The following is a 20,826-nucleotide window of genomic DNA, read 5'->3' on the forward strand; positions in this document are numbered from 1 at the left end:
GGTCATTGCAACCCAGGCAACCGGTCGGGGCAGCGCCCCATCCGGCATGGCTCCCCGGCTTTGGCCGGGGGTCGCATTCTCGCATTTCAGGTGGGATTTGCCCACCCGCCAGCGGTCGGGCTCAGCCCGCATCCACCGCCAACGCACCCAAGGCACTGGCCTTGATCTTCTCCTTGGCTCGCTCGCACGCCCCACCGCAATCCAGGCGCGAGGCCTCCAGCTGCGGCGGCAGGTGCTCGGCCAGGAAGTCGATGAACACGCGCACCGCCGGCAGCAGGCCGCGGCGGGAGGCGAAGACGGCGTGGCAGATGCCCTGCGGCAGCGACCAGTCCGGCAGCACCACTTCCAGTTCGCCATTGCGCACGGCGTCGGCGCAGACGGTTTCCGGCAGCATGGTGATGCCGAACCCGTCCTTGACCATGCTCTGCAGCAGCGGGAAATCGAAACCGGCTACGCGCGGCTGCAGGTCCACGCGGCGTACCGCGCCTTCCGGGCCGTGCAGTTCCCAGCGCTGGCGGGCTTCGTCTTCGCTGATGCTCAGGGTGACGTGGTTGGTCAGCTCGTCCGGATCCTTCGGGCGGCCGGCGCGATCGAGGTACTTCGGGCTGGCGACCAGCAGTTCCTGCACCTGGCCGAAGCTGCGCATCACCAGACTGCCATCGTCATCCAGACGCGAGCGCACGCGCAGGGCGACGTCGTAACCTTCGTTGATGATGTCCACCCGGCGGTTGCTGATGTTCAGCTGCAGCCGCACCTTCGGATACTGGGCCAGGAACTTGGGCAGCAACTTGGGCAGCTGCATCTGCGCGAGCGAGACGGGCACGCTGGCGCGGACGAGGCCACGTGGCTCGGCACTGAGGCGGTCGACCACCTCACGCGCGGCCTGGGCCTCGGCGAGCATGGTCTGCGCGTGGCGATGCACGCTGGTGCCGACGTCGGTCACCGCGAAGCGGCGCGTGGAGCGCTGCAGCAGGCGGACGCCCAGGTCGGTTTCCAACTGGCTGATACGGCGGCTCAGGCGGGATTTGGGGATGCCGAGCGCACGTTCTGCTGCGGCGAAACCACCATGATCCACCACCATGGCGAAGTAGTAGAGGTCGTTGAGGTCTTGCATACCGAAGTTCCAGATATAGAACAATACGTGGTATTCAACCACCTTTATTCCAATCAGGCAACAACCTAACCTGTTCTCCGTCGGCGGCGTCTACCGCCTCTCTGCCAGAATCAGGTGATTGCCATGAAGCTTCTTCACATCGACGCCAGCGTGCTTGGCGAAAACTCGGTCTCCCGCCAGCTCTCGGCCGCCGTGGTCCAGCAGTGGCGCGACCAGGTCCCGGGCCTGGAGGTGAGCTACCGCGACCTCGACGCCCAGCCCGTTCCGCACCTGCGCAGCTCGTCCCTGGCCCAATCCGACCCGGCCGAAGTGGCCGACGCCGAGCAGGTGCTGGAGCAGTTCCTGGAGGCCGACGTGGTTGTCATCGGCTCCCCAATGTACAACTTCAGCGTCGCCTCCACCCTCAAGGCGTGGATTGACCGCCTGGCCGTGGCTGGGCGCACCTTCAAATACACCGAGAACGGCCCGGTGGGCCTGGCGGGCGGCAAGCGCGTGATCGTGGCCAGCAGCCGCGGCGGCCTGCACACCGGCGCCCCGACCGATTTCCAGGACCCGTACCTGCGCCAGGTGTTCGCCTTCTTCGGCATCGACAACGTCGAGTTCGTGCGCGCCGAGGGCATCGCCTACTCGCCGCAGCACCGCACCGATGCGATTGCCCAGGCCCTGGCCGCGCTGCCGCAGCCGGAAGAACTCGCCGCAGCCTGATCCACGCGCGACCCACACCGTTCCCTCCCCCTCGTCGTGACGGTGTGGGTGTGGCACCGATGGCCCCTCCCGGGGCCATCTTTTTTTTGGACGCAGCTCCGCCTTTACTGGAGTTCGCAGTCCCGCGTCACCGGTGAGCCCAGGATCACGCCGTTGCCCGTGCAGGCCGCGAGCACAGCGTCGCCTTTGCTGAGCACGCCGGCCTCCTCCCTGGAGAGGCCGGAGATCATCACCTGTTCGACGCTTCCGGCCTTCAGGTGCACCTGCGGCTCATCCAACAGGTCGGTCTGGATGGCGGCAACGTCGCCCGAGATCAGCAGCCGCTTGCCCTTGTAGAGGACGTCGGCGGCGACCTCATTGGCCTCGTAGTCCCGATAGAGCTGGCGCGCCGTGATCTCGACAGGCGCGACGGGCGCGATGGCGATGTCCTGCTGGCTGCCCTTGTCCGCGGGGGCGTGGGCATCAAGGGCCGGCTGGGTGATCGCGCTGACGGCGCCGGCGAACACCACCACGCCCACCAGATAGACCAGCGGGGAGACGACGAGGGACAGCAGGAGCTGGGCGATGCCCTTGCCGGCCCCGCCCTTGGCCATCGCCACGACGGCCAGGATGAAGGCGACCATATTAAGCGGCCAGCCGAGGAACATCCCGAGCCCCGGGAACGGGATCAGGAAGCACAGCCAGGCAATGCCCAGCATCAGCCATGCAGCGATGCCGGCGGGATTGGAGGATGGGAGGGGTGCGGCCGCTGTGTTCACGGGGCGTCCTGTGGAAGTAGAGGTCAGTGCCCAGCCTGTTCGCTGTGTTCCGCAGGAAATGGGCATCGATCACACCGCCACGTGCGGGCCGTGCGGGCCGCCACCGGATGCTCAATTCGCGAAGCCCCGTGCCTGCCGTCTCTGCGGCCCTCCACGCCGACTGCCGCCCACTTGGCCGTCCACTTCTCCTACATTTCATCAAGGCGCTTTCTGATCTGCCTCTCTTCCTTTCTGGAAGCCGCACCGATGACGCAATCAACGCTGCAGCGTCGCGGGAATGGCCGCTAAGCTGGGGGCCCTTTGCACACAGCTGATTCCGCATGGATTACCGCGTCGTCCAGACCCACCGCAGTGAGTTCCCCCACCCGATCACCCTGCAGCCCGGCGACGCGCTGCAGGTCGGCGAGCGCTATCAGGGGCCCGAAGGCTGGGACAACTGGTATCTGTGCGAGACACCGGGCCAGGCCGCAGGCTGGGTACCGGCGCAGGTGATCGGCAGGAACGCGCAGGGCGATGCAATGGCGGCCGAGGCTTACTGTGCGCGCGAGCTGGATGTCGACGTGGGCCAGCACGTGCGTGGTGATCGCGTGCTCAACAGCTGGGTGTGGTGCGAGGTGGTCGGCGGCACGTCTTCTGGCTGGGTGCCGCTGGGCGTGCTGACGCCGATGACGGCCGCGTAGAGCCACCCCATGGGTGGCTGCCGTACCGGTCATGCATCACCTGCAGCCACCCATGGGGTGGCTCTACACGGGCACCAACGAAAAACCCGCCTTTCGGCGGGTTTTTTTCATGCGTCACGGCGTTGGCTCAGCCGATGACGTCCAGCCCACCCATGTAGGGCTTCAACACGTCCGGCACGGTGATGCTGCCGTCGGCGTTCTGGTAGTTCTCCATCACCGCGATCATCGCGCGGCCGACGGCCACGCCGGAGCCGTTGAGCGTATGCAGCAACTCGGGCTTGCTGGACTCCGGGTTGCGCCAGCGGGCCTGCATGCGACGGGCCTGGAAATCACCGCAGTTGGAGCACGACGAGATCTCGCGGTAGGTGTCCTGCGAGGGCAGCCACACTTCCAGGTCGTAGGTCTTGATGGCCGAGAAGCCCATGTCGCCGGTGCACAGCAGCACCTTGCGGTACGGCAGGCCGAGCTTTTCCAGCACGACTTCCGCACAGCGGGTCATGCGCTGGTGCTCTTCATCGCTCTGTGCCGGGGTGCACGCGGCGACCAGTTCCACCTTCTCGAACTGGTGCTGGCGGATCATGCCGCGCACGTCGCGGCCACCGCTGCCGGCTTCGGCACGGAAGCACAGCGAATGGGCGGTCATGCGCAGCGGCAGCTGCTCGGCGTCGATGATCTCATCGCGCACGATGTTGGTCAGCGGCACTTCCGAAGTCGGGATCAGGTAGCGCGTGGATTCGCCCACGGCAGTCTTGAACAGGTCGTCCTCGAACTTCGGCAGCTGGCTGGTGCCACGCAGCGACTCGGCATTGACCAGCGCGGGCACGTTGGTTTCTTCATAGCCGTGCTCGCCGGTGTGCAGATCGAGCATGAACTGCGCCAGCGCGCGGTGCAGGCGCGCGATCGGGCCGCGCAGCACGGTGAAGCGCGAGCCGGACAGCTTGGCGGCGGTCTCGCCATCCAGCCAGCGGTTGCGGGCGCCGAGCTCGACGTGATCCAGCACCGGGAAATCGAACGCACGCGGGGTGCCCCAGCGCTTCTGTTCAACATTGTCGGATTCATCCTGGCCGGCCGGTACATCCTCGGCCGGCAGGTTCGGGATGCCCAGCGCGATCGCTTCGATCTTCTCGCGCAACGCATCCAGGGCCACTTCCGAGGCCTTCAGCTCATCGGCGAACGCGGCCACTTCGGCCATGATCGCCGAGACGTCCTCGCCCTTGGCCTTGGCCTGGCCGATGGCCTTGGAACGGCTGTTGCGCAGGCTCTGCAGCTCCTGGGTACGCACCTGGATGCGCTTGCGATCGGCCTCCAGCGACTCCAGCCCGGAGACATCCAGCTCGAAACCGCGCGAGGAGCGCAGGCGTTCGGCAAGGTCGGCGGGCTGTTGGCGGAGCAGGGCTGGATCGAGCATGGCGGCAGAGGGGTCGACGGGTACGGAGGGGGATTATCGCCTGTTATGCGTTTTTCTGCCGCCGGTTCATCCCGGGCGTGGCAGAATCGCGGTGATCCATACGGTATGCCCCATGTCTGCTTCCCGCTCGACTTCTGGCAAGAACATCACCTTCCAGCTGCCCCGCCGCAGTCTCCTGATCGCCGCGATCGCATTCGGCGCAGGCCTGCTGCTGTTCCTGGTGGTGTGGCTGAGCAGCCGCAACAACGAGTTCTACAAGGCCGACCCGGCCGCGCAGACCCCTGCGCAGGTGGCCGAGGTGGTGCCGCTGCCCGAGCCGCTGGCCGCCGCTGCCGGCTCCAGCGACATGCCCGATGCCAAGGCCCCGCCGGCCAACGAAGAAAAGCCGCAGCTGGTGGAGACCGCGCCGCCCCCGCCGCCGGCCGCGCCCGCTGCGCCCACCGCACCGGCAGCGCCGACCGCGATGACGCCGAGCGATCGCCCGCAGCCGATCGCCGACCAGTCGCCGCCGCCGAGCTATCCGCCCGCCGCATTGCGCCGCGGTGACCGCGGCACCGTGGTGGTACGCGTGGATGTGGATGCCACGGGGTATCCCTCGGCAGTCACGTTGATCCAGCGCAGCGGTTCACGCGATCTTGACCGCGCGGCCTCCGACGCGGTGCGCCGCTGGCGCTTCCAACCGGCGCAGAACAACGGCGTACCAGTGCCTGGCAGCCTGGAAGTGCCCTTCGACTTCACGCCGCAGTGATGCATCGCCGCGTGACGCGGCGATTTTGCAACGGCTCAGCAAACTGAACCTCGATGGGAATGCAGTCATCGCGTTGACGGTGCGCTGACACATCCGCAACCGGGGACGGGCAAGACTGCAGGTGTCACATCGACACCAGGAGTCAGCCATGAGTGTTACCCATGCCCCGGACATGCCCCGCTCGCCGCAGCATCAGCGCGACGTGATCGATGAGCCCCATAACCGCCGCACGTCGCCCTGGTTGTGGGTCGCGTTGATCGTGGCGATGTTCGCCGCCGCGCTGGTGTGGCTGCGCTATGCCACCCCGGGCGATACCACCGATGCACCGGTGGGCCAGCGTATGTTGCCGGCCACTGAAACCGCACCCGTCGCAACGACGCCCGCCCCGGCGGCACGCCAGGCCGCACCGGCCGCCGATCAGCGCAAGGCGACCCCCGCCGTGCGCAACCGCGAAGCCCGTCCACTGGCAAGCAACGTGAAGCCGGCTTACCCGCGTACTGCCCTGCGCAGCGGTGTGGAGGGCAGCGTGGTGGCCAGCCTCAATGTGGATACCCGCGGCCAGGTGACGGAAGCCAACATCGTGCAGCGCAGCGGCACGCGTGACCGCGATCTGGATCGCGCGGTGCTGACCACCGTGCGCGACTGGAAGTTCGAGCCAGCGATGCACAACGGCCGCGCCGTCGCCAGCGTGGTTCGCGTGCCGGTGGATTTCCGCACCGAGCGCTGACCTGATGCGCTGAAGCAGGAACGAAAAGGGAGGCCAATGGCCTCCCTTTTCTGTTCTGCCAAGCACCGCGACGGCGCGAGGCCGAGGTAGTGCCGGGCGCTGCCCGGCAACCACGCATACCCGACATCTGGACGCAGCAGCGGCAGGTCCCGGCATTATCTCAACCGGCGCGAAGCCCAAAACCCGCACCGGTCGCCAGGCCATCGAAATCCGGGAAGGACGTCGCCACGTTGGCGATGTCATTGACCCGCACTTCGCCGCTGCTGAGCTGGCCGGCAATCGCGAAGGCCATCGCGATGCGGTGGTCGCCGTGGCTTTCGATGGTGCCGCTGCCCAGCACCCCGCCACCGTGGATGGTCGCGCCGTCCTCGGTTTCGTCCACCTGCACGCCCAGCGTGCGCAGGCCGGTCGCCATCGCGGCAAGACGATCCGACTCCTTGACCCGCAGTTCGGCCGCACCGCGCACCACGGTGTTGCCCTGCGCGGCGGCAGCAGCCACGAACAACGCCGGGAACTCGTCGATCATGTCCGGCACCAGCGCTTCGGGAATCTCGGCGCCGTGCAGCGGCGCATGCCGCACCACCAGATCAGCCACCGCTTCCCCACCCTGCTCGGCATGGTTCTCTTCGGTGATATCGGCCCCCATCAGCCGCAGCGCGGCCAGCAGGCCGGTGCGGCGCGGGTTGAGGCCCACCGCACGCAGGCGCAGCGCGGAGCCTGGAATCACGCTCGCGGCCACCAGGAAGAACGCCGCCGAGGAGAAATCGGCCGGCACCACGATATCGGTCGGGCGCAGGCGCTGGCCGCCACGCAGGCGGGCCTTGCCCGGCGAGAACTCGATGTCCACGCCGAACGCGCGCAGCATGCGCTCGCTGTAATCGCGGGTCGGGTGCGGCTCGGTGACCGAGGTTTCGCCGTCGGCATAGAGACCGGCCAGCAGCACCGCGGATTTGACCTGCGCGCTCGCCACCGGGGAGGCGAATCCAATACCGCGCAGCGCTTGGCCACCGTGCACCCGCAGCGGCGGCGTGCCGTCGGCCTCGGTGTCGATCTTCGCGCCCATCTCGGCCAGCGGACCGGTCACGCGGCGCATCGGACGGCGCGACAGCGATTCATCGCCGACCATCACCGAATCGAAGGGCTGCGCAGCCAGCAGGCCCGCCAGCAGGCGCATGCCGGTGCCGGCGTTGCCGCAGTCCAGCGGGGCGCCCGGCGCCTTCAGTCCATCCACGCCGACGCCATGTACGACACGCTGCGAGGGCGACGGGGTGTCGATGCGCACGCCCATCTGCGCGAAGATCGCCGCCGTGGCGCGGGTGTCTTCGCCTTCCAGGAAACCGTCAATGCGCGAGACGCCATCGGCCAGCGCGGCGAACATCACCGAGCGGTGCGAGACGGACTTGTCGCCGGGAATGGTCAGGCTGCCCTGCAGGGGCTGGCCCTTGTGGGCGATCCAGTACGGAGAAGCGGTCATCGGAAATCCTATGGGGCGGGCCGCCGCGGCGGCGATGCAACGGAGTGCGGGAGGGGCCGCAGCGCCCAGGGGGACGCCGGACCGGGCGCAGCGCGCGAAGCGGCTGCGCCGTTCGGATCAGGGCACGGCGACCGGATAGGAGCCGAGGATCTTGATCTGCGCCGAGTGGGCTTTCAGTTCGGCCAGGGCCGCCTGCATCGCCTCGTCCTCGACATGGCCAGCCAGATCGATGAAGAAGCCATATTCCCACTTGGCGTTGTGCGACGGACGCGACTCGATCCGGTTCATGCTGATGCCATGCCGCGCGAACGGGCTGAGCACGTCGAACAGCGCACCGGGCTTGTCGTGGATGAACACCAGCACCGAGGTGCGGTCGTGGCCGGAGGTCGGGAAGATGTTGCGGCCGATGACCAGGAAGCGCGTGGTGTTGTCCGCGTCGTTCTGGATCGGCTTGGTCACTACCTTCTTCAGGCCGTACACATGCCCGGCGCTCTCGCCACCGATGGCGGCGGCATCTTCGGCATTGCGGGCGCGGCGCGCGCCCTCGGCGTTGCTGGAGACCGGAATCTTCTCGGCCTTCGGCAGATTCGCGCGCAGCCACGAAGAGGTCTGCATGAACGACTGCGGGTGGCCGTACACGCGCTCGACATCCTCCAGCCGGCCACTGCGCGACATCAGGTACTGCTGCACGCGCAGCTCCACTTCACCGCAGATCTTCAGGTTGGAGGTCAGGAACATGTCCAGCGTGATCTGGATCGTGCCCTGCCCCGAGTTTTCCACCGGCACCACGCCGAAATCGGCGTTGCCCGCTTCCACTTCCTGGAAGACTTCTTCGATGCTGGCCAGCGGCAGGCCCAGCGCGGAGCGGCCGAAATGCTTGAGCACCGCCTGCTGGCTGAACGTGCCTTCCGGGCCGAGGTAACCGATCTTCAGCGGTTCCTGCTGGGCCAGGCAGGCGGACATGATTTCCCGGTAGACGTGGACCAGCACTTCATCGCTGAGCGGGCCTTCGTTGCGGTCCACCACCATGCGCAGCACCTGCGCTTCGCGCTCGGGGCGGTAGTAATCCACGGCCGCGGCGAGCTTGCCCTTGGCCTTGCCGACCTGGTGGGCGAAGTTGGCGCGTTCGGCGATCAGCGCCTGGATGCTGCGGTCGATATGGTCGATCTTGGCGCGCACGTCCGACAGCACGGGCGCGGCAACGGCCGGCGCAGCATCGCGCTTGGTGGCCTTGGCCTTCTTCGCGGGGGCAGCAGCCTTGGGCGGGGTCGGCGCCGGCATGGCGGCCTTGGGCTTGGCGGGTTTGGTGGCCATCTGGGGGTTCCGGTGCAGTGGGGCGGCGAGCGCCCCGGGGAAAACGAATGCGTCAGCCGTTGCGCTGCTGGAAATCGCGCATGAAGGCGGCCAGCGCCTGCGCGCCCTCCACCGGCATGGCGTTGTACAGCGAAGCACGGATGCCGCCGACCGCCTTGTGACCCTTCAGCGCCAGCAGGCCGGCGGCTTTGGATTCACTGACGAAACGCGCGTTGAGCGCCTCGTCAGGCAGGAAGAACGGGATGTTCATGCGCGAGCGTGCGGCCGGGACGACTTCATTGCGGTAGAAGCCGCCGGACTGGTCGATCGCCCCGTAGATCAGGCCCGACTTGACCGCGTTGCGGCGGGCGAATTCTTCCACGCCGCCTTCGGCCAGCATCCACTGGAACACCAGCCCGGCCAGGTACCAGTTCCAGGTCGGCGGCGTGTTGAGCATGGAATCGCGGGCAACGTGCGAGCGGTAATCGAAGATGTCCGCACGCGGCTGGCCACTGCGCTCGAGCAGGTCGCGGCGCACGATCACCACCGATACGCCGACCGGGCCGAGGTTCTTCTGCGCGCCGGCATAGATCAGACCGTATCTGCTGACATCCAGCGGTTCGCTGGCGATCGAGGAGCTGAAATCGGCGAACAGCGGCACGTCACCCACGTCCGGGGTATCACGGAACTCGACCCCGTGGATGGTTTCGTTGGCGGTGATGTGCACGTAGGCCGCGTCATCGGAGAGCTGCCAACCGGCCCGCGCCGGGATGTCGTGGAAGCCGTTGGCCTCGCTGCTCGCGGCGACATTGACCGTGACATAGGGGCTGACCTGCTTGATCGCGGTCTTGCCCCAGTGCCCGGTGAGCACGTAATCCACGGTCTGGCCGGGCTGGGCGAAGTTGAGCGCGAGCAGGGCCTGCTGGGTGGTCGCGCCACCGGCCAGGAACAGCACCGCGTAGTCGTCCGGGATGCCGATCAGGCGGCGCAGATCAGCCTCGGCCTGGGCGGCGACGGCCATGAACTCCGGGCCGCGGTGGCTCATTTCGACAATGGAGGCGCCCGCGCCGTTCCACTCCAACATCTCTTCCTGCGCCTGGCGCAGGACCGATTCCGGCAGGGTTGCAGGGCCGGCACTGAAATTGAACGCGCGCGTCATGTCACACCTATGGGGCAAGACCCCTAGTATGCCGCAGCGCACCAGCCTTTAGGCCTTGCAGGACAAGGCGAATTTGGTTGCAAACGAATCTAATGGCCCACGCCGGGCGTGCTTGGTTGCCGGCCAGCGGCCGGCACTACCTCGCCCCAAACCAGAGGAGGCCACTAAGGGCGGCCGCCAACAGCAATGCACTGGCCAACAGCCACGGCCAGCGGCTCACGCGCTTGGGCGCCGCGACCGGTTCAGGGCGCTGACGTGCTTCGAAGCCATCGTCCTCTTCCTCGATCACGATGCGCTTGCGGCCGTCGTGCGGGACTTCGAGCACGAAGCGGTGCTGGGCATCGAAGACCAGCTGGTCGCCGGGCTGCAGCCAGCAATGGCGAACGGTGACGCCATTGACCCGCGTGGACTCGCCTGCGCCCAGGTCGCGCAGCAGTAGGCGCTCGCCGTGCTGTTCCAGGCGCGCGTGCTGCTCGGCGAAGGCCGGGTCGTCGATGACGATGTCCGCCTCGGGCCCGCGCCCGATCACGCGCGGGCGGTCGAGGGTGAAACTGCGCCCGTGGTGCTGGCCGCCGACCCCGCGCAGCAGGCGCTGGTCGTCGCCGCCATCGTCGCTGCGCGGCGGCGCATGGACCAGCGCCTCGCAATCGCCCTGCACCACCATCTCCACGCCATCGGCGTAGACGGCGTCGCCGGCGCGCAGCAGCGCCATCCGGCGCACGGGGCGGCCGTTGACGTGGATGCCACGGATGCCGTTGGCCACCTGCAGCCAGAGGCCACGGTCGTCCAGGCAGAACTGGGCCAGCAGCAGGGTGCCGGGGGTGTCATCGCCAAGCCGGACAGTGCCCGAAGCATGACGCACGATGCGCTGCACCCCGGGCCGCAGCGGCTGGTCGGGGTGTTGGCGTTGAGTGAAGTGAACTAGCAGGTTCTGCACGCGGCGCAGCCTAGCAGGTTGAATGTCAGGGAAGAAGAAGTGTGACGCAGACCTTGGAGTTGTGCCTGAGGATGCGCACAATGCACGCCCAAATCCGCGCTGTTGTCCGCCAGGAGTCCGTATGTCCAGCATCGATATCCGTCATCCCCATTCCCTGCCCGCTGAAAATGCGCGCCAGGCCATCGAAGACGTCGCCGCCAAATTGTCCGAGCGTTTCGGCCTGCAATCGAACTGGGTCGGCGACGTGCTGAACTTCAGCGGCTCCGGCGTGGACGGCGAGATCGCCCTGCAGCCCGGGCAGGTGCAGGTCACCGCCAAGCTCGGCTTCCTGCTGTCGGCGATGAAGGGCATGGTGGAGAGCGAGATCCAGCGCGTGCTCAAGGAAAAGCTCGGCTGAACCGACGCCCGGCCCGGCGTCGCACAGGCGCCGGCCATCACATCGCTTGAAGCCGGCGATGCATACGATCCAGGGGTGTCCACCCAAGGGATCGCCCCATGAATTCACCCAACGACTTCGACGATCGCATCCCCGGCGAGAAGCCCTCGCTGCAGGATCAGGCCGAGCGCTTCTCGCGCAAGCTGACCGATTCGGCCCAGCAGATCTGGCTGGCGGGCCTGGGCGCCTTCGGGCGTGCGCAGGCCGAAGGCAGCCGCGTCTTCGACAACCTGGTCAAGGAGGGCGAGAACATCGAGGCCCGCAACCGCGAGCAGACCGGCGATGCGCCGCGCTGGCGCGACAATGTCGAGGAGCACCTCGGCGAGGCCCGCGAGAAGGCCAGCGGCACCTGGGACAAGGTCGAGAAGGCCTTCGATGACCGGGTCCAGGGCGTGCTCAAGCGCCTGCACATCCCGACCGCCGAGGATGTCGCCGCGCTCAATGCCCGCATCGATGCGCTGAACACCCGGGTCAACCGGGCCGAGGCCCGCAATGCCTCGCCGTCCGGCGCACCGTCGCCGGGCACCCACCAGTCGCCCACCTCCGACGCCTGATCCCGCGATTGTTGCAAAGCAGCAGAACTTTGTTGACAATCGAAACCGACCCGCCAATCGCTTCCACCGCCGTTTGTTCCCTCCCCTCACGGCTCTGGATTGGCGGGTTTTTTGTGGGCGCCCGGTGGGCGGATCGGCGCAAAGTGAGACCGCCGTCACTGACGTGATCGCCGGATGCGAAACGCCCCGGAAACGACGCGCCGCAGACGTGCAAAGGCGCATATAAACTGTCTGTCGTACTTCCCTGTTCATATCCCCCTGCATGCTCTCCTGGATCCTGGCCCTGCTGTTGGCCCTCATCGCCTGGTTCGTGGCCACGGCCTACTTCTGGCTGATCAAACGGAAGCGCAAGGAGACCCAGCTCGGCCTGAATGCCCTGGCCGGCATGCACTGGCGCGAGTTTTCCCTGATCGTGCGGCGTGCGATGCACGAGCAGCGCGGCCTGCAGGACGTGCCCGACGAGGCCGCCGACAGCCGCGAACCGCGCAGCGATTTCCTGATGCACGATGGCCCGCAACGCTGGCTGCTGTCGTGCAAGCACGGCCGCGCCTACCGGATCGGCACGGCGGCGGTGAACGAGCTGGGCGCCGCCGCGCGCCTGGCCGGTGCCCGTGGCGGGATCCTGATCACCGAGGGCAAGGTCGAGCGCGACGGTCGCATCGCCGCTGAAAAGCAGGGGGTGGAGGTGCTCGACGGCCCGTTGCTGTGGCCGCTGCTGAAGCCCTACCTGCCGGGCGACATGGAAGCCCGTGTCGAGGCCGGTGCCCGTGGCGAGGCGATCCGCCGTATCTCGATCGCAGCGCTGGGGGCGGTGACGCTGGGCCTGCTGGTCGGGCTGGGCTCGCTGACCGCCGGGCTGGAAAAGGAGTGGGCAGCGACAGCACCCGCAGCGGGCAGCGCCCAGCCCGCTGCGGCGGCGACGACAGCCCCGCCAGCGCCTGAGGCGGCTGAAGACCGCGCCGCCGATACCGCCGCGCCAGCGATGGACGCCAACCCGGACGACGCCACGCTGGACCGCTATCAGCAGGAACTGTCACGTAACGTCGCTACCCGCCCCGGCGTGGCCAGCGGCATCTGGCTGACCCGGCAGACGCTGGCGATCAACCGCACCGGCGAGATCGACACGATCTGGCCGCTGATCTGCGAGGAAGTGGTCCGCTATCCGGCGCTGCGCACCGTGCGCATCCAGCTCAACCCGCGCCCGGGCGTGGATGAGCCGGTCCGCTGGCGGCAGTGCACGACGCTGTAAGGCTCACCGCGCGCCCGGCGAGAACCGGGCGACCAGATCGTAGGCATCGCCCAGGAACATCTGCCGCACGCAGGTGATCGGCTGCTCGCCGCGCCAGGTGAGGCGGTCGATGACCAGGCACGCCGTGCCGGGTTTGACCTGCAGCAGCGTCGCTGCCGCGTCATCGGCGCCCCAGGCACTGATCCGGTGCTGGGCGCGCGTCCACGAGACGTTCTGCAGCAGCCAGCTGCCCGGCGCCGTCGTCTCGAAGTCCACCGCCAGCACCTCCGGCACGCCGACCGGGCTGATCAGGCGGTGCTCCAGCGCCAGCGGCCGGCCATCGGCCAGGTGCAGGCAGCGGATCGCCAGCAGCTTCTCGCCGCCGGCCAATGTGGTTTCCTCGGCCACCTGCTCACGCGGGCGCCGGTAGGCACGCTCGAGCAGCTGGTACCCGTAGAGATGGCCACGCGCTTCCACCGCCATCGCGATGTCGGGGATTTCCAGCGCGACCTGTTCCAGGTGGGGCGGCTGGCGCGCGACGAACGAGCCCGCACGGCGGCGGCGCTCGATCATGCCGCTCTCGGCCAGCGCGGTCAGCACCTTGTTCACGGTCATCCGCGAACAGCCGTACTGTTCCATCAGCTCGTGTTCGTAGGGGATGCGGAAGCCAGGCTCCCACTGTCCACTGAGGATGCGGCTTTCCAGATCAGCACGGATGCGCTGATTGAGGGTTGCTGCTTTCTTGCCCGTCACTCTGGATTCCTGCATGGGAGGGTCGGATCAGACCCCCAACAACGGTCGAAGTGCCGCGGCGAACCGTGCGGCCACCGCCTCGCGTTGCGGGTGGCGACCGTCACGGACCAACTGGCGCCCTTGGCGCCACACCGATCGCACGGCGCCATTACGTGCGGCGAACACCCAGCTGTCAAGCAAGGCATCACCGTCGCGGGCGATCAACGCCGGGTGGTCCGGATCGAGTTCGACCAGGTCGGCCGGCGCGCCGGCCTGCAGCCCGGTGCTCACGCCCAAGGCCTGCGCAGCACCGTTCAACGACTGTTCGTACAGCCAGCGGCCGGTGGACTGACCATCGCCCGGGGCCAGCACATTGCGCCCGCGCAGCTGCAGGCGCTGGCCGTACTCGAGCAGGCGCAGTTCTTCGGCCGCGTCGATCAGCACGTTGGAGTCCGAGCCCACGCCGAACCGGCCACCGGCACGCGCGAAGGCCTGCATCGGGAACAGCCCGTCGCCCAGGTTCGCCTCGGTGATCGGGCACAGACCGGCCACCGCACGGCTGGCCACGATCTGCCGCATCTCCGCCTCGGTGATGTGGGTGGCATGGACCAGGCACCAGCGCGCATCCACCGGCGCGTGCTCGTACAGCCACTGCACCGGGCGCATGCCGCTCCAGGCCACGCAGGCATCGACCTCGCGGGTCTGTTCGGCGATGTGGATGTGGACGGGCCCCTGGTTGAGCGGCAGCAGCGCCGACAGCTCCTCGCCGGTCACCGCGCGCAGGCTGTGCGGGGCGAAACCGAGCACCGCATCGTCCTGGCCCTGCAGCGCGCGCGTGCAGCCCTGCAGCAGCGCGGCAAAACCGTCGACGTCGTGGATCAAACGGCGCTGGGCCGGGTTCGGCGCGGCACCACCGAAATCGGCATGCGCGTAGAACACCGGCAACAGGGTCAGGCCAATCCCGCTTGAGTGGGCAGCGGCGGCGATGCGCTCGGCCATCTCGGCGCGGTTGGCATACGGCGCGCCGTCCGGACCATGGTGCAGGTAATGGAACTCACCGACCCGGGTGAAGCCGGATTCCAGCATCTCCACATAGGCCTGCTCGGCGATCGCCTGCATGGCCTCGGGCTGCAGATGCGCCAGGAAGCGGTACATCAGCTCACGCCAGCTCCAGAAGCTGTCGCCGCTGTTGCCGCCGATCTCGGTCAGCCCGGCCATGCCGCGCTGGAAGGCGTGGCTGTGCAGGTTGCCCAGGCCCGGCAGCGCGATCGCCAGCGCGATATCGCCCGGCTCGGCCGACGCACCTTCGGTCACCTCGAGAAGCGTGCCGCCCTGGCTGAGGATGCGTACATCGCGCGCCCAGCCGTGTGGCAGCAGCGCGCGGGCAGCGTGAAAACGAAGGATCGGTGCGGGGTTGGCTGGCATCACTGGACATCCCGGAAGAGGCGCCTATATTGTATAGACATATACACCGATGTGGTTGCTGCCATGCACTGTGACACCCTCTGGTACCACGCCAACCTGATCACCGTCGACGGCCCGGGCCTGGGCGTAATCGAGGATGGCGTCATCGCCGCCACCGATGGCCGCATCGTGCATGTGGGGGCGGCCGGCTCGGCCGATCATCTGCAGCCGGCCCAGCGCATCGACTGCGCCGGGCGCTGGATCAGCCCCGGCCTGATCGACTGCCATACCCATCTGGTCTATGCCGGTAACCGTGCCGGCGAGTTCGAGCAGCGCCTGCAGGGCGTGAGCTATGCCGATATCGCCCGCGCCGGCGGCGGCATCGTCTCCACCGTGCGCGCCACCCGCGCCGCCAGCGAGGCCGACCTGCTCGCCGCCAGCCTGCCCCGGCTCGACGCCATGCTGGCCGAAGGCATCACCACGATCGAGATCAAATCCGGTTACGGGCTGACCCTCGCCGATGAGACCAAGCAGTTGCAGGTCGCGCGCGAGCTGGGCCGCCGGCGCGCGGTCGAGATCGTGCCGACCTTCCTCGGCGCGCATGCGATTCCGCCGGGCCGCGAGGCGCAGGAGTACATCGACGAGGTCTGCAACGTCATGATTCCGGCCGTTGCGGCCGCCGGACTGGCCGAAGCGGTGGACGTGTTCTGCGAGAACATCGCCTTCAGCGCCGCGCAGGCCGAGCAGGTCTTCGTCGCCGCGCAACAGCACAGGCTGGCGATCAAGATCCACGCCGAGCAGCTCAGCAACCAGCACGGTGCTGCCTTGGCGGCGCGCCATGGTGCGTTGTCGGCCGACCATATCGAACACCTCGACGCCGACGGCATCGCCGCGATGCGCAGCGCCGGCACCGTGGCCGTGCTGCTGCCGGGCGCGTTCTACTTCACCCGCGACACCACCCTGCCCCCGATCCCCGCACTGCGCGCGGCCGGCGTGCCGTTGGCACTGGCCACCGATTCCAACCCCGGCACCTCGCCGCTGACCAGCCCGCTGCTGGCGATGAACATGGCCGCCACCCTGTTCCGCATGACCGTGGACGAATGCATCGCCGGGTTCACCCGCGAAGCGGCACGTGCACTGGGCCGGCAGGACCGGATCGGCCGGCTGGCGGTCGGCCTGGACTGCAACCTCGCCCTGTGGGACATCGAGGCCCCCGCCGACCTTGTCTACCGCATGGGCTTCAACCCCCTGCACGCCCGCGTGATGCGCGGCCAACCCGCATGAACCCTGTGATGTCTGGAGATTCCATGAGCACTACCCTGACCCTGCACCCCGGCGCCGTGACCCTGGCGCAATGGCGCGCCATCCACGACGGCGCGCGGGTGCGGCTGGACCCGGCCGCGGCCGCGGCCGTGCTGCGCAGTGCGCAGACGGTGGCCGACATCGTCGCCAAGGGCGCCCCGGTGTATGGCATCAACACCGGCTTCGGCAAGCTGGCCAGCGTGCGCATCGAGCGCGAGGATCTGGAAACCCTGCAGCGCAATATCGTGCTCTCGCATGCGGCCGGCGTCGGCGAGCCCATGCCGGCCCCCGTGGTGCGCCTGATGATGGCGCTGAAGCTGGCCAGCCTGGCCCAGGGCGCCTCGGGTATCCGCCCGCAGACGCTGGCCCTGCTGGAAGCGTTCCTGCAGCACGATTTCATTCCGGTCATTCCGTGCCAGGGCTCGGTCGGCGCCTCGGGCGACCTGGCCCCGCTCTCGCATCTGGCGAGCGTGATGATCGGTGTCGGCGAAGCCTTCGTCGATGGCGAGCGCCTGCCGGCTGCCGAGGCGTTGGCCAAGGTCGGCCTGGCCCCGCTGGTGCTCGGCGCGAAGGAAGGCCTGGCGCTGCTCAACGGCACCCAGTACTCCACCGCCTACGCACTGGCCGGCCTGTTCGCGATCGACACTGTGTTCCGTGCGGCGCTGGTCACCGGCGCGCTCTCGGTGGAAGCGGCCAAGGGCTCGGACACCCCGTTCGACCCGCGCATCCACAGCATCCGCGGCCAGCGCGGGCAGATCGCCACCGCCGCCGCGCTGCGCACCCTGATGCAGGGCTCGGCGATCCGCGAATCGCACCGCGACAACGACGTGCGCGTGCAGGATCCGTACTGCCTGCGCTGCCAGCCGCAGGTGATGGGCGCCGCGTTCGACGTGATGCGCCAGGCAACCACCACGCTGGCGATCGAAGCCAACGGCGTCTCCGACAATCCGTTGGTGTTCACCGATACCAACGAGGCGCTGAGCGGCGGCAACTTCCACGCCGAGCCGGTCGCCTTCGCGGCGGACATGCTGGCGATGGCGGTATGCGAGATCGGCTCGATCAGCGAGCGCCGCACCGCGATGCTGGTCGACCCGGCGCTGTCCGGCCTGCCCGCCTTCCTCACCCCGAAGCCCGGCCTCAACTCCGGCTTCATGATTCCGCAGGTCACCGCCGCTGCGCTGGTCTCGGAAAACAAGCAGCGCGCCTATCCGGCCAGCGTCGACTCGATCCCGACCTCGGCCAACCAGGAAGACCACGTCTCGATGGCCGCACACGGTGCGCGCCGCCTGATGGCGATGGCCGAAAACGCCGCCAACGTGATCGGCATCGAGCTGCTCGCCGCCGCGCAGGGCTGTGATTTCCACGCGCCGCTGCGCTCCAGCAACGCGCTGGAAGCAGTCCGCCAGCGCCTGCGCGCGCAGGTGCCGACGCTGGAAGACGACCGCTATTTCCATCCGGACATGGTCGCCGCCACTAATCTGGTGCGCAGCGGCGTGCTCGCTGAAGGCCTCGGCGACATCCTGCCGCCCCTAGAGCCGCTGTCATGACCGCGCATCCGGACTGGCTGCAGATCCACCGCGGCGACGTGCCGTTGATCGTCAGCTTCCCGCATACCGGCACCGAACTCCCGGATGCACTGGCCTCGCAGTTCCTGTCGCCGTGGCTGGCCCGTCGCGACGCCGACTGGTGGGTGCACGAGCTGTATGCCTTCGCGCAGCAGATGGGCGCCACCACGGTGCGCACGGCGGTGTCGCGCTCGGTCATCGACGTCAACCGCGACCCCAGCGGCACCTCGCTGTACCCGGGCCAGAACACCACCGGCCTGTGCCCGCTGACCACCTTCGACAACCAGCCGCTGTACCGGGATGGCCACGGACCGGACGAGGCCGAGATCGCGCGCCGCCGCGACACCTGGTTCGTGCCGTACCACGATGCGCTCGCCGCGGAGATCGCGCGTTTGCGCGCCGAGCACGGCACCGTGGTGGTGTACGACGCGCACTCGATCCGCTCGCACATCCCGCACCTGTTCGATGGCCAGCTGCCGCAGTTCAACCTCGGCACCAACGGCGATACCACCTGCGACAACGCCTTGACCGACGTGGTCGACAACCTGTGCGCGATGAGCGGCATGAGCCATGTGCGCAACGGCCGCTTCAAGGGCGGCTACATCACCCGCCATTACAGCGACATCCCGGGCGGCGTGCACACGCTGCAGATGGAGCTGGCCTGCCGCGGCTACATGCACGAGCCCGAGGCCGTGGATGAGCACAGCTGGCCCACGCCATTGGATCCCGATCACGCCGCCCCGCTGCGCGCCACGCTGCAGCAGGTGCTCGATGCCTGTCTCGACTTCGCTACGTCCCGGAGTGCTGCATGACCCGTCTCGATTCCACCCGCACCATCCTCGCCCCGACCGGCACCACGCTGACCTGCAAGAGCTGGCTGACCGAAGCCCCGCTGCGCATGCTGATGAACAACCTGCACCCGGACGTGGCCGAGCGCCCGCAGGAGCTGGTGGTCTACGGCGGCATCGGCCGCGCCGCGCGCGACTGGGAAAGCTACGACAAAATCATCGAGACCCTGCAGCGGCTGGAGGATGACCAGACCCTGCTGGTGCAGTCCGGCAAGCCGGTCGGCGTGTTCCGCACCCACGTGGATGCCCCGCGCGTGCTGATCGCCAACTCCAACCTGGTGCCGCGCTGGGCCAACTGGGACCACTTCAACGAGCTCGACAAGAAGGGCCTGGCGATGTACGGCCAGATGACCGCGGGCAGCTGGATCTACATCGGCGCCCAAGGCATCGTGCAGGGCACTTACGAGACCTTCGTGGAAATGGGCCGCCAGCACTACAACGGCAGTCTGGCCGGCAAATGGCTGTTCACCGGTGGCCTGGGCGGCATGGGCGGCGCGCAGCCGCTGGCCGCGGTGATGGCCGGGGCTTCCTGCCTCGCGGTGGAATGCCGCAAGAGCAGCATCGAGATGCGTCTGCGCACCGGGTATCTCGACACCTGGACCGATGACCTCGACGAAGCGCTGCGCCTGATCGAGGAATCCTGCACCGCGAAGAAGCCGCTCTCGGTCGGCCTGCTCGGCAACGTTGCCGACGTGCTGGACGAGCTGCTGATCCGCGGCGTGAAGCCGGACCTGCTGACCGACCAGACCTCCGCGCACGACCCGGTCAACGGTTACCTGCCGCAGGGCTGGACCGTGGAGGAATGGGACGAGAAGCGCGTCTCCGCGCCGAAGGAAGTCGAAGCCGCCGCGCGCGCGTCGATGGCCAACCACATCCGCGCCATGCTCGGCTTCCACTCGCTCGGCGTACCGACGGTGGACTACGGCAACAACCTGCGCCAGATGGCGCTGGAAGAAGGCGTGGAAGATGCATTTGACTTCCCCGGCTTCGTGCCCGCCTACATCCGCCCGCTGTTCTGCCGCGGCATCGGCCCGTTCCGCTGGGCCGCACTCAGCGGCGATCCGGAGGACATCGCCAAGACCGATGCCAAGGTCAAGGAACTGATCCCGGACAACCCGCACCTGCACCGCTGGCTCGACATGGCCGCCGAGAAGATCAAGTACCAGGGCCTGCCCGCGCGCATCTGCTGGGTCGGCCTGGGCGATCGTGATCGGTTGGGCCTCGCCTTCAACGAGATGGTCGCCAACGGCGAACTGAAGGCGCCGGTGGTGATCGGCCGAGATCATCTGGATTCGGGCAGCGTCGCCTCGCCCAACCGCGAAACCGAGGCCATGCAGGACGGCTCCGATGCTGTCTCTGACTGGCCGCTGCTCAACGCCCTGCTCAACACCGCCAGCGGCGCCACCTGGGTGTCGCTGCATCATGGCGGCGGCGTCGGCATGGGCTTCTCTCAGCATGCCGGCATGGTCATCGTCTGCGATGGCACCGAGGCCGCGGCCAAGCGCATCGCGCGCGTGCTGTGGAACGACCCGGCCACGGGCGTGATGCGGCATGCCGATGCGGGGTATGAGATCGCGGTGGACTGCGCGAAGGAGAAGGGGCTGGATCTGCCTGGGATTCTGGGCTGATGCGGGAGGGCCCCGGCCGAGCGCCGGGGCCACAGTTCAAGGTAGTGGCGGCCCCGGGGCGGCAACCACCCGGGGAGGGGGGGCACCCCAAGGCTAGGCGTGGTGGTGGAGCTCCGGCCCCCCGCC

The 20,826-nt window shown here is 68.2% G+C and carries 20 protein-coding genes; 11 read left to right on the forward strand and 9 right to left on the reverse strand.

Going from position 1 to position 20,826, the window contains the following annotated elements:
* Positions 1-121: 121 nt before the first annotated feature.
* Positions 122-1,114, reverse strand: coding sequence for a LysR substrate-binding domain-containing protein (locus ABE473_RS11045; protein WP_176988522.1), 993 nt, complete (start codon positions 1,112-1,114; stop codon positions 122-124).
* A 123-nt stretch (positions 1,115-1,237) separates the two neighbouring features.
* Here ABE473_RS11045 and ABE473_RS11050 point away from each other — a divergent pair, with 123 nt between their 5' ends.
* On the forward strand, positions 1,238-1,819 hold the full coding sequence (locus tag ABE473_RS11050; RefSeq protein ID WP_346489491.1) for an NAD(P)H-dependent oxidoreductase: 582 nt from the start codon (positions 1,238-1,240) through the stop codon (positions 1,817-1,819).
* Positions 1,820-1,923: 104 nt separating this feature from the next.
* Here ABE473_RS11050 and ABE473_RS11055 read toward each other — a convergent pair whose 3' ends face one another.
* A complete protein-coding gene (locus ABE473_RS11055) occupies positions 1,924-2,577 on the reverse strand; it encodes a hypothetical protein (RefSeq protein WP_346489492.1) in 654 nt (217 codons plus the stop codon).
* A 320-nt stretch (positions 2,578-2,897) separates the two neighbouring features.
* On the opposite strand from ABE473_RS11055, the gene ABE473_RS11060 reads away from it, so the two are divergent.
* A complete protein-coding gene (locus ABE473_RS11060; RefSeq protein WP_346489493.1) occupies positions 2,898-3,257 on the forward strand; it encodes an SH3 domain-containing protein in 360 nt (119 codons plus the stop codon).
* Between the two features lie 127 nt (positions 3,258-3,384).
* Here ABE473_RS11060 and serS read toward each other — a convergent pair whose 3' ends face one another.
* Entirely contained in the window at positions 3,385-4,665 is a 1,281-nt protein-coding gene (gene serS, locus ABE473_RS11065) for a serine--tRNA ligase (protein ID WP_346489494.1), read from the reverse strand.
* Between the two features lie 112 nt (positions 4,666-4,777).
* Here serS and ABE473_RS11070 point away from each other — a divergent pair, with 112 nt between their 5' ends.
* Positions 4,778-5,413, forward strand: a complete 636-nt coding sequence (locus tag ABE473_RS11070) for an energy transducer TonB (RefSeq protein ID WP_346489495.1) — start codon at positions 4,778-4,780, stop codon at positions 5,411-5,413.
* A 148-nt stretch (positions 5,414-5,561) separates the two neighbouring features.
* The gene (locus tag ABE473_RS11075) at positions 5,562-6,140 is read left to right on the forward strand and encodes an energy transducer TonB (RefSeq protein WP_346489496.1); all 579 of its coding nucleotides are present in this window, start codon (positions 5,562-5,564) and stop codon (positions 6,138-6,140) included.
* A gap of 160 nt (positions 6,141-6,300) precedes the next feature.
* Here ABE473_RS11075 and aroA read toward each other — a convergent pair whose 3' ends face one another.
* From aroA to ABE473_RS11095, 4 genes are all read right to left on the reverse strand, one after another.
* A complete protein-coding gene (gene aroA, locus ABE473_RS11080; RefSeq protein ID WP_346489497.1) occupies positions 6,301-7,614 on the reverse strand; it encodes a 3-phosphoshikimate 1-carboxyvinyltransferase in 1,314 nt (437 codons plus the stop codon).
* Positions 7,615-7,731: 117 nt separating this feature from the next.
* Entirely contained in the window at positions 7,732-8,895 is a 1,164-nt protein-coding gene (pheA, locus tag ABE473_RS11085; RefSeq protein WP_346489509.1) for a prephenate dehydratase, read from the reverse strand.
* A gap of 85 nt (positions 8,896-8,980) precedes the next feature.
* Positions 8,981-10,066 (reverse strand): 3-phosphoserine/phosphohydroxythreonine transaminase, encoded by a 1,086-nt coding sequence (gene serC / locus ABE473_RS11090; protein WP_346489498.1) that lies wholly within the window; start codon positions 10,064-10,066, stop codon positions 8,981-8,983.
* Between the two features lie 136 nt (positions 10,067-10,202).
* Positions 10,203-11,003, reverse strand: a complete 801-nt coding sequence (locus ABE473_RS11095) for an FHA domain-containing protein (RefSeq protein WP_176988512.1) — start codon at positions 11,001-11,003, stop codon at positions 10,203-10,205.
* A gap of 121 nt (positions 11,004-11,124) precedes the next feature.
* Between ABE473_RS11095 and ABE473_RS11100 the strand changes: the two genes are divergently transcribed.
* The 3 genes from ABE473_RS11100 to ABE473_RS11110 all read left to right on the forward strand — a co-directional run bounded on the left by ABE473_RS11100 (position 11,125) and on the right by ABE473_RS11110 (position 13,242).
* Positions 11,125-11,400, forward strand: a complete 276-nt coding sequence (locus tag ABE473_RS11100; protein WP_176988511.1) for a polyhydroxyalkanoic acid system family protein — start codon at positions 11,125-11,127, stop codon at positions 11,398-11,400.
* Positions 11,401-11,498: 98 nt separating this feature from the next.
* Positions 11,499-11,993 (forward strand): phasin family protein, encoded by a 495-nt coding sequence (locus ABE473_RS11105; RefSeq protein ID WP_176988510.1) that lies wholly within the window; start codon positions 11,499-11,501, stop codon positions 11,991-11,993.
* Positions 11,994-12,255: 262 nt separating this feature from the next.
* Positions 12,256-13,242 carry a restriction endonuclease gene (locus ABE473_RS11110; protein WP_346489499.1) on the forward strand — a complete coding sequence of 329 codons (987 nt, stop codon included), beginning with the start codon at positions 12,256-12,258 and terminating at the stop codon, positions 13,240-13,242.
* 3 nt (positions 13,243-13,245) lie between these two features.
* Here ABE473_RS11110 and hutC read toward each other — a convergent pair whose 3' ends face one another.
* A complete protein-coding gene (gene hutC / locus ABE473_RS11115; RefSeq protein ID WP_346489500.1) occupies positions 13,246-13,974 on the reverse strand; it encodes a histidine utilization repressor in 729 nt (242 codons plus the stop codon).
* A 27-nt stretch (positions 13,975-14,001) separates the two neighbouring features.
* Positions 14,002-15,378: a formimidoylglutamate deiminase gene (locus ABE473_RS11120; RefSeq protein ID WP_346489501.1), complete on the reverse strand. Its 1,377-nt coding sequence runs from the start codon at positions 15,376-15,378 to the stop codon at positions 14,002-14,004.
* Positions 15,379-15,441: 63 nt separating this feature from the next.
* On the opposite strand from ABE473_RS11120, the gene hutI reads away from it, so the two are divergent.
* Genes hutI through hutU form a run of 4 tightly spaced genes read left to right on the forward strand, consistent with a single transcriptional unit; the run spans position 15,442 to position 20,700 of the window.
* Entirely contained in the window at positions 15,442-16,641 is a 1,200-nt protein-coding gene (gene hutI / locus ABE473_RS11125; RefSeq protein WP_346489502.1) for an imidazolonepropionase, read from the forward strand.
* Positions 16,642-16,664: 23 nt separating this feature from the next.
* Complete coding sequence (gene hutH, locus ABE473_RS11130) at positions 16,665-18,206, forward strand: histidine ammonia-lyase (protein ID WP_346489503.1); 1,542 nt, start codon at positions 16,665-16,667, stop codon at positions 18,204-18,206.
* Positions 18,203-19,036, forward strand: coding sequence for an N-formylglutamate deformylase (gene hutG, locus ABE473_RS11135; protein ID WP_346489504.1), 834 nt, complete (start codon positions 18,203-18,205; stop codon positions 19,034-19,036). Before hutH ends, hutG begins: the two co-directional genes overlap by 4 nt.
* Positions 19,033-20,700 (forward strand): urocanate hydratase, encoded by a 1,668-nt coding sequence (gene hutU, locus ABE473_RS11140; RefSeq protein WP_346489505.1) that lies wholly within the window; start codon positions 19,033-19,035, stop codon positions 20,698-20,700. The genes hutG and hutU overlap by 4 nt, the downstream gene beginning before the upstream one ends.
* Positions 20,701-20,826 lie beyond the last annotated feature (126 nt).

Source organism: Stenotrophomonas sp. TWI700 (assembly GCF_039673645.1).
GTDB lineage: Bacteria > Pseudomonadota > Gammaproteobacteria > Xanthomonadales > Xanthomonadaceae > Stenotrophomonas > Stenotrophomonas maltophilia_AA.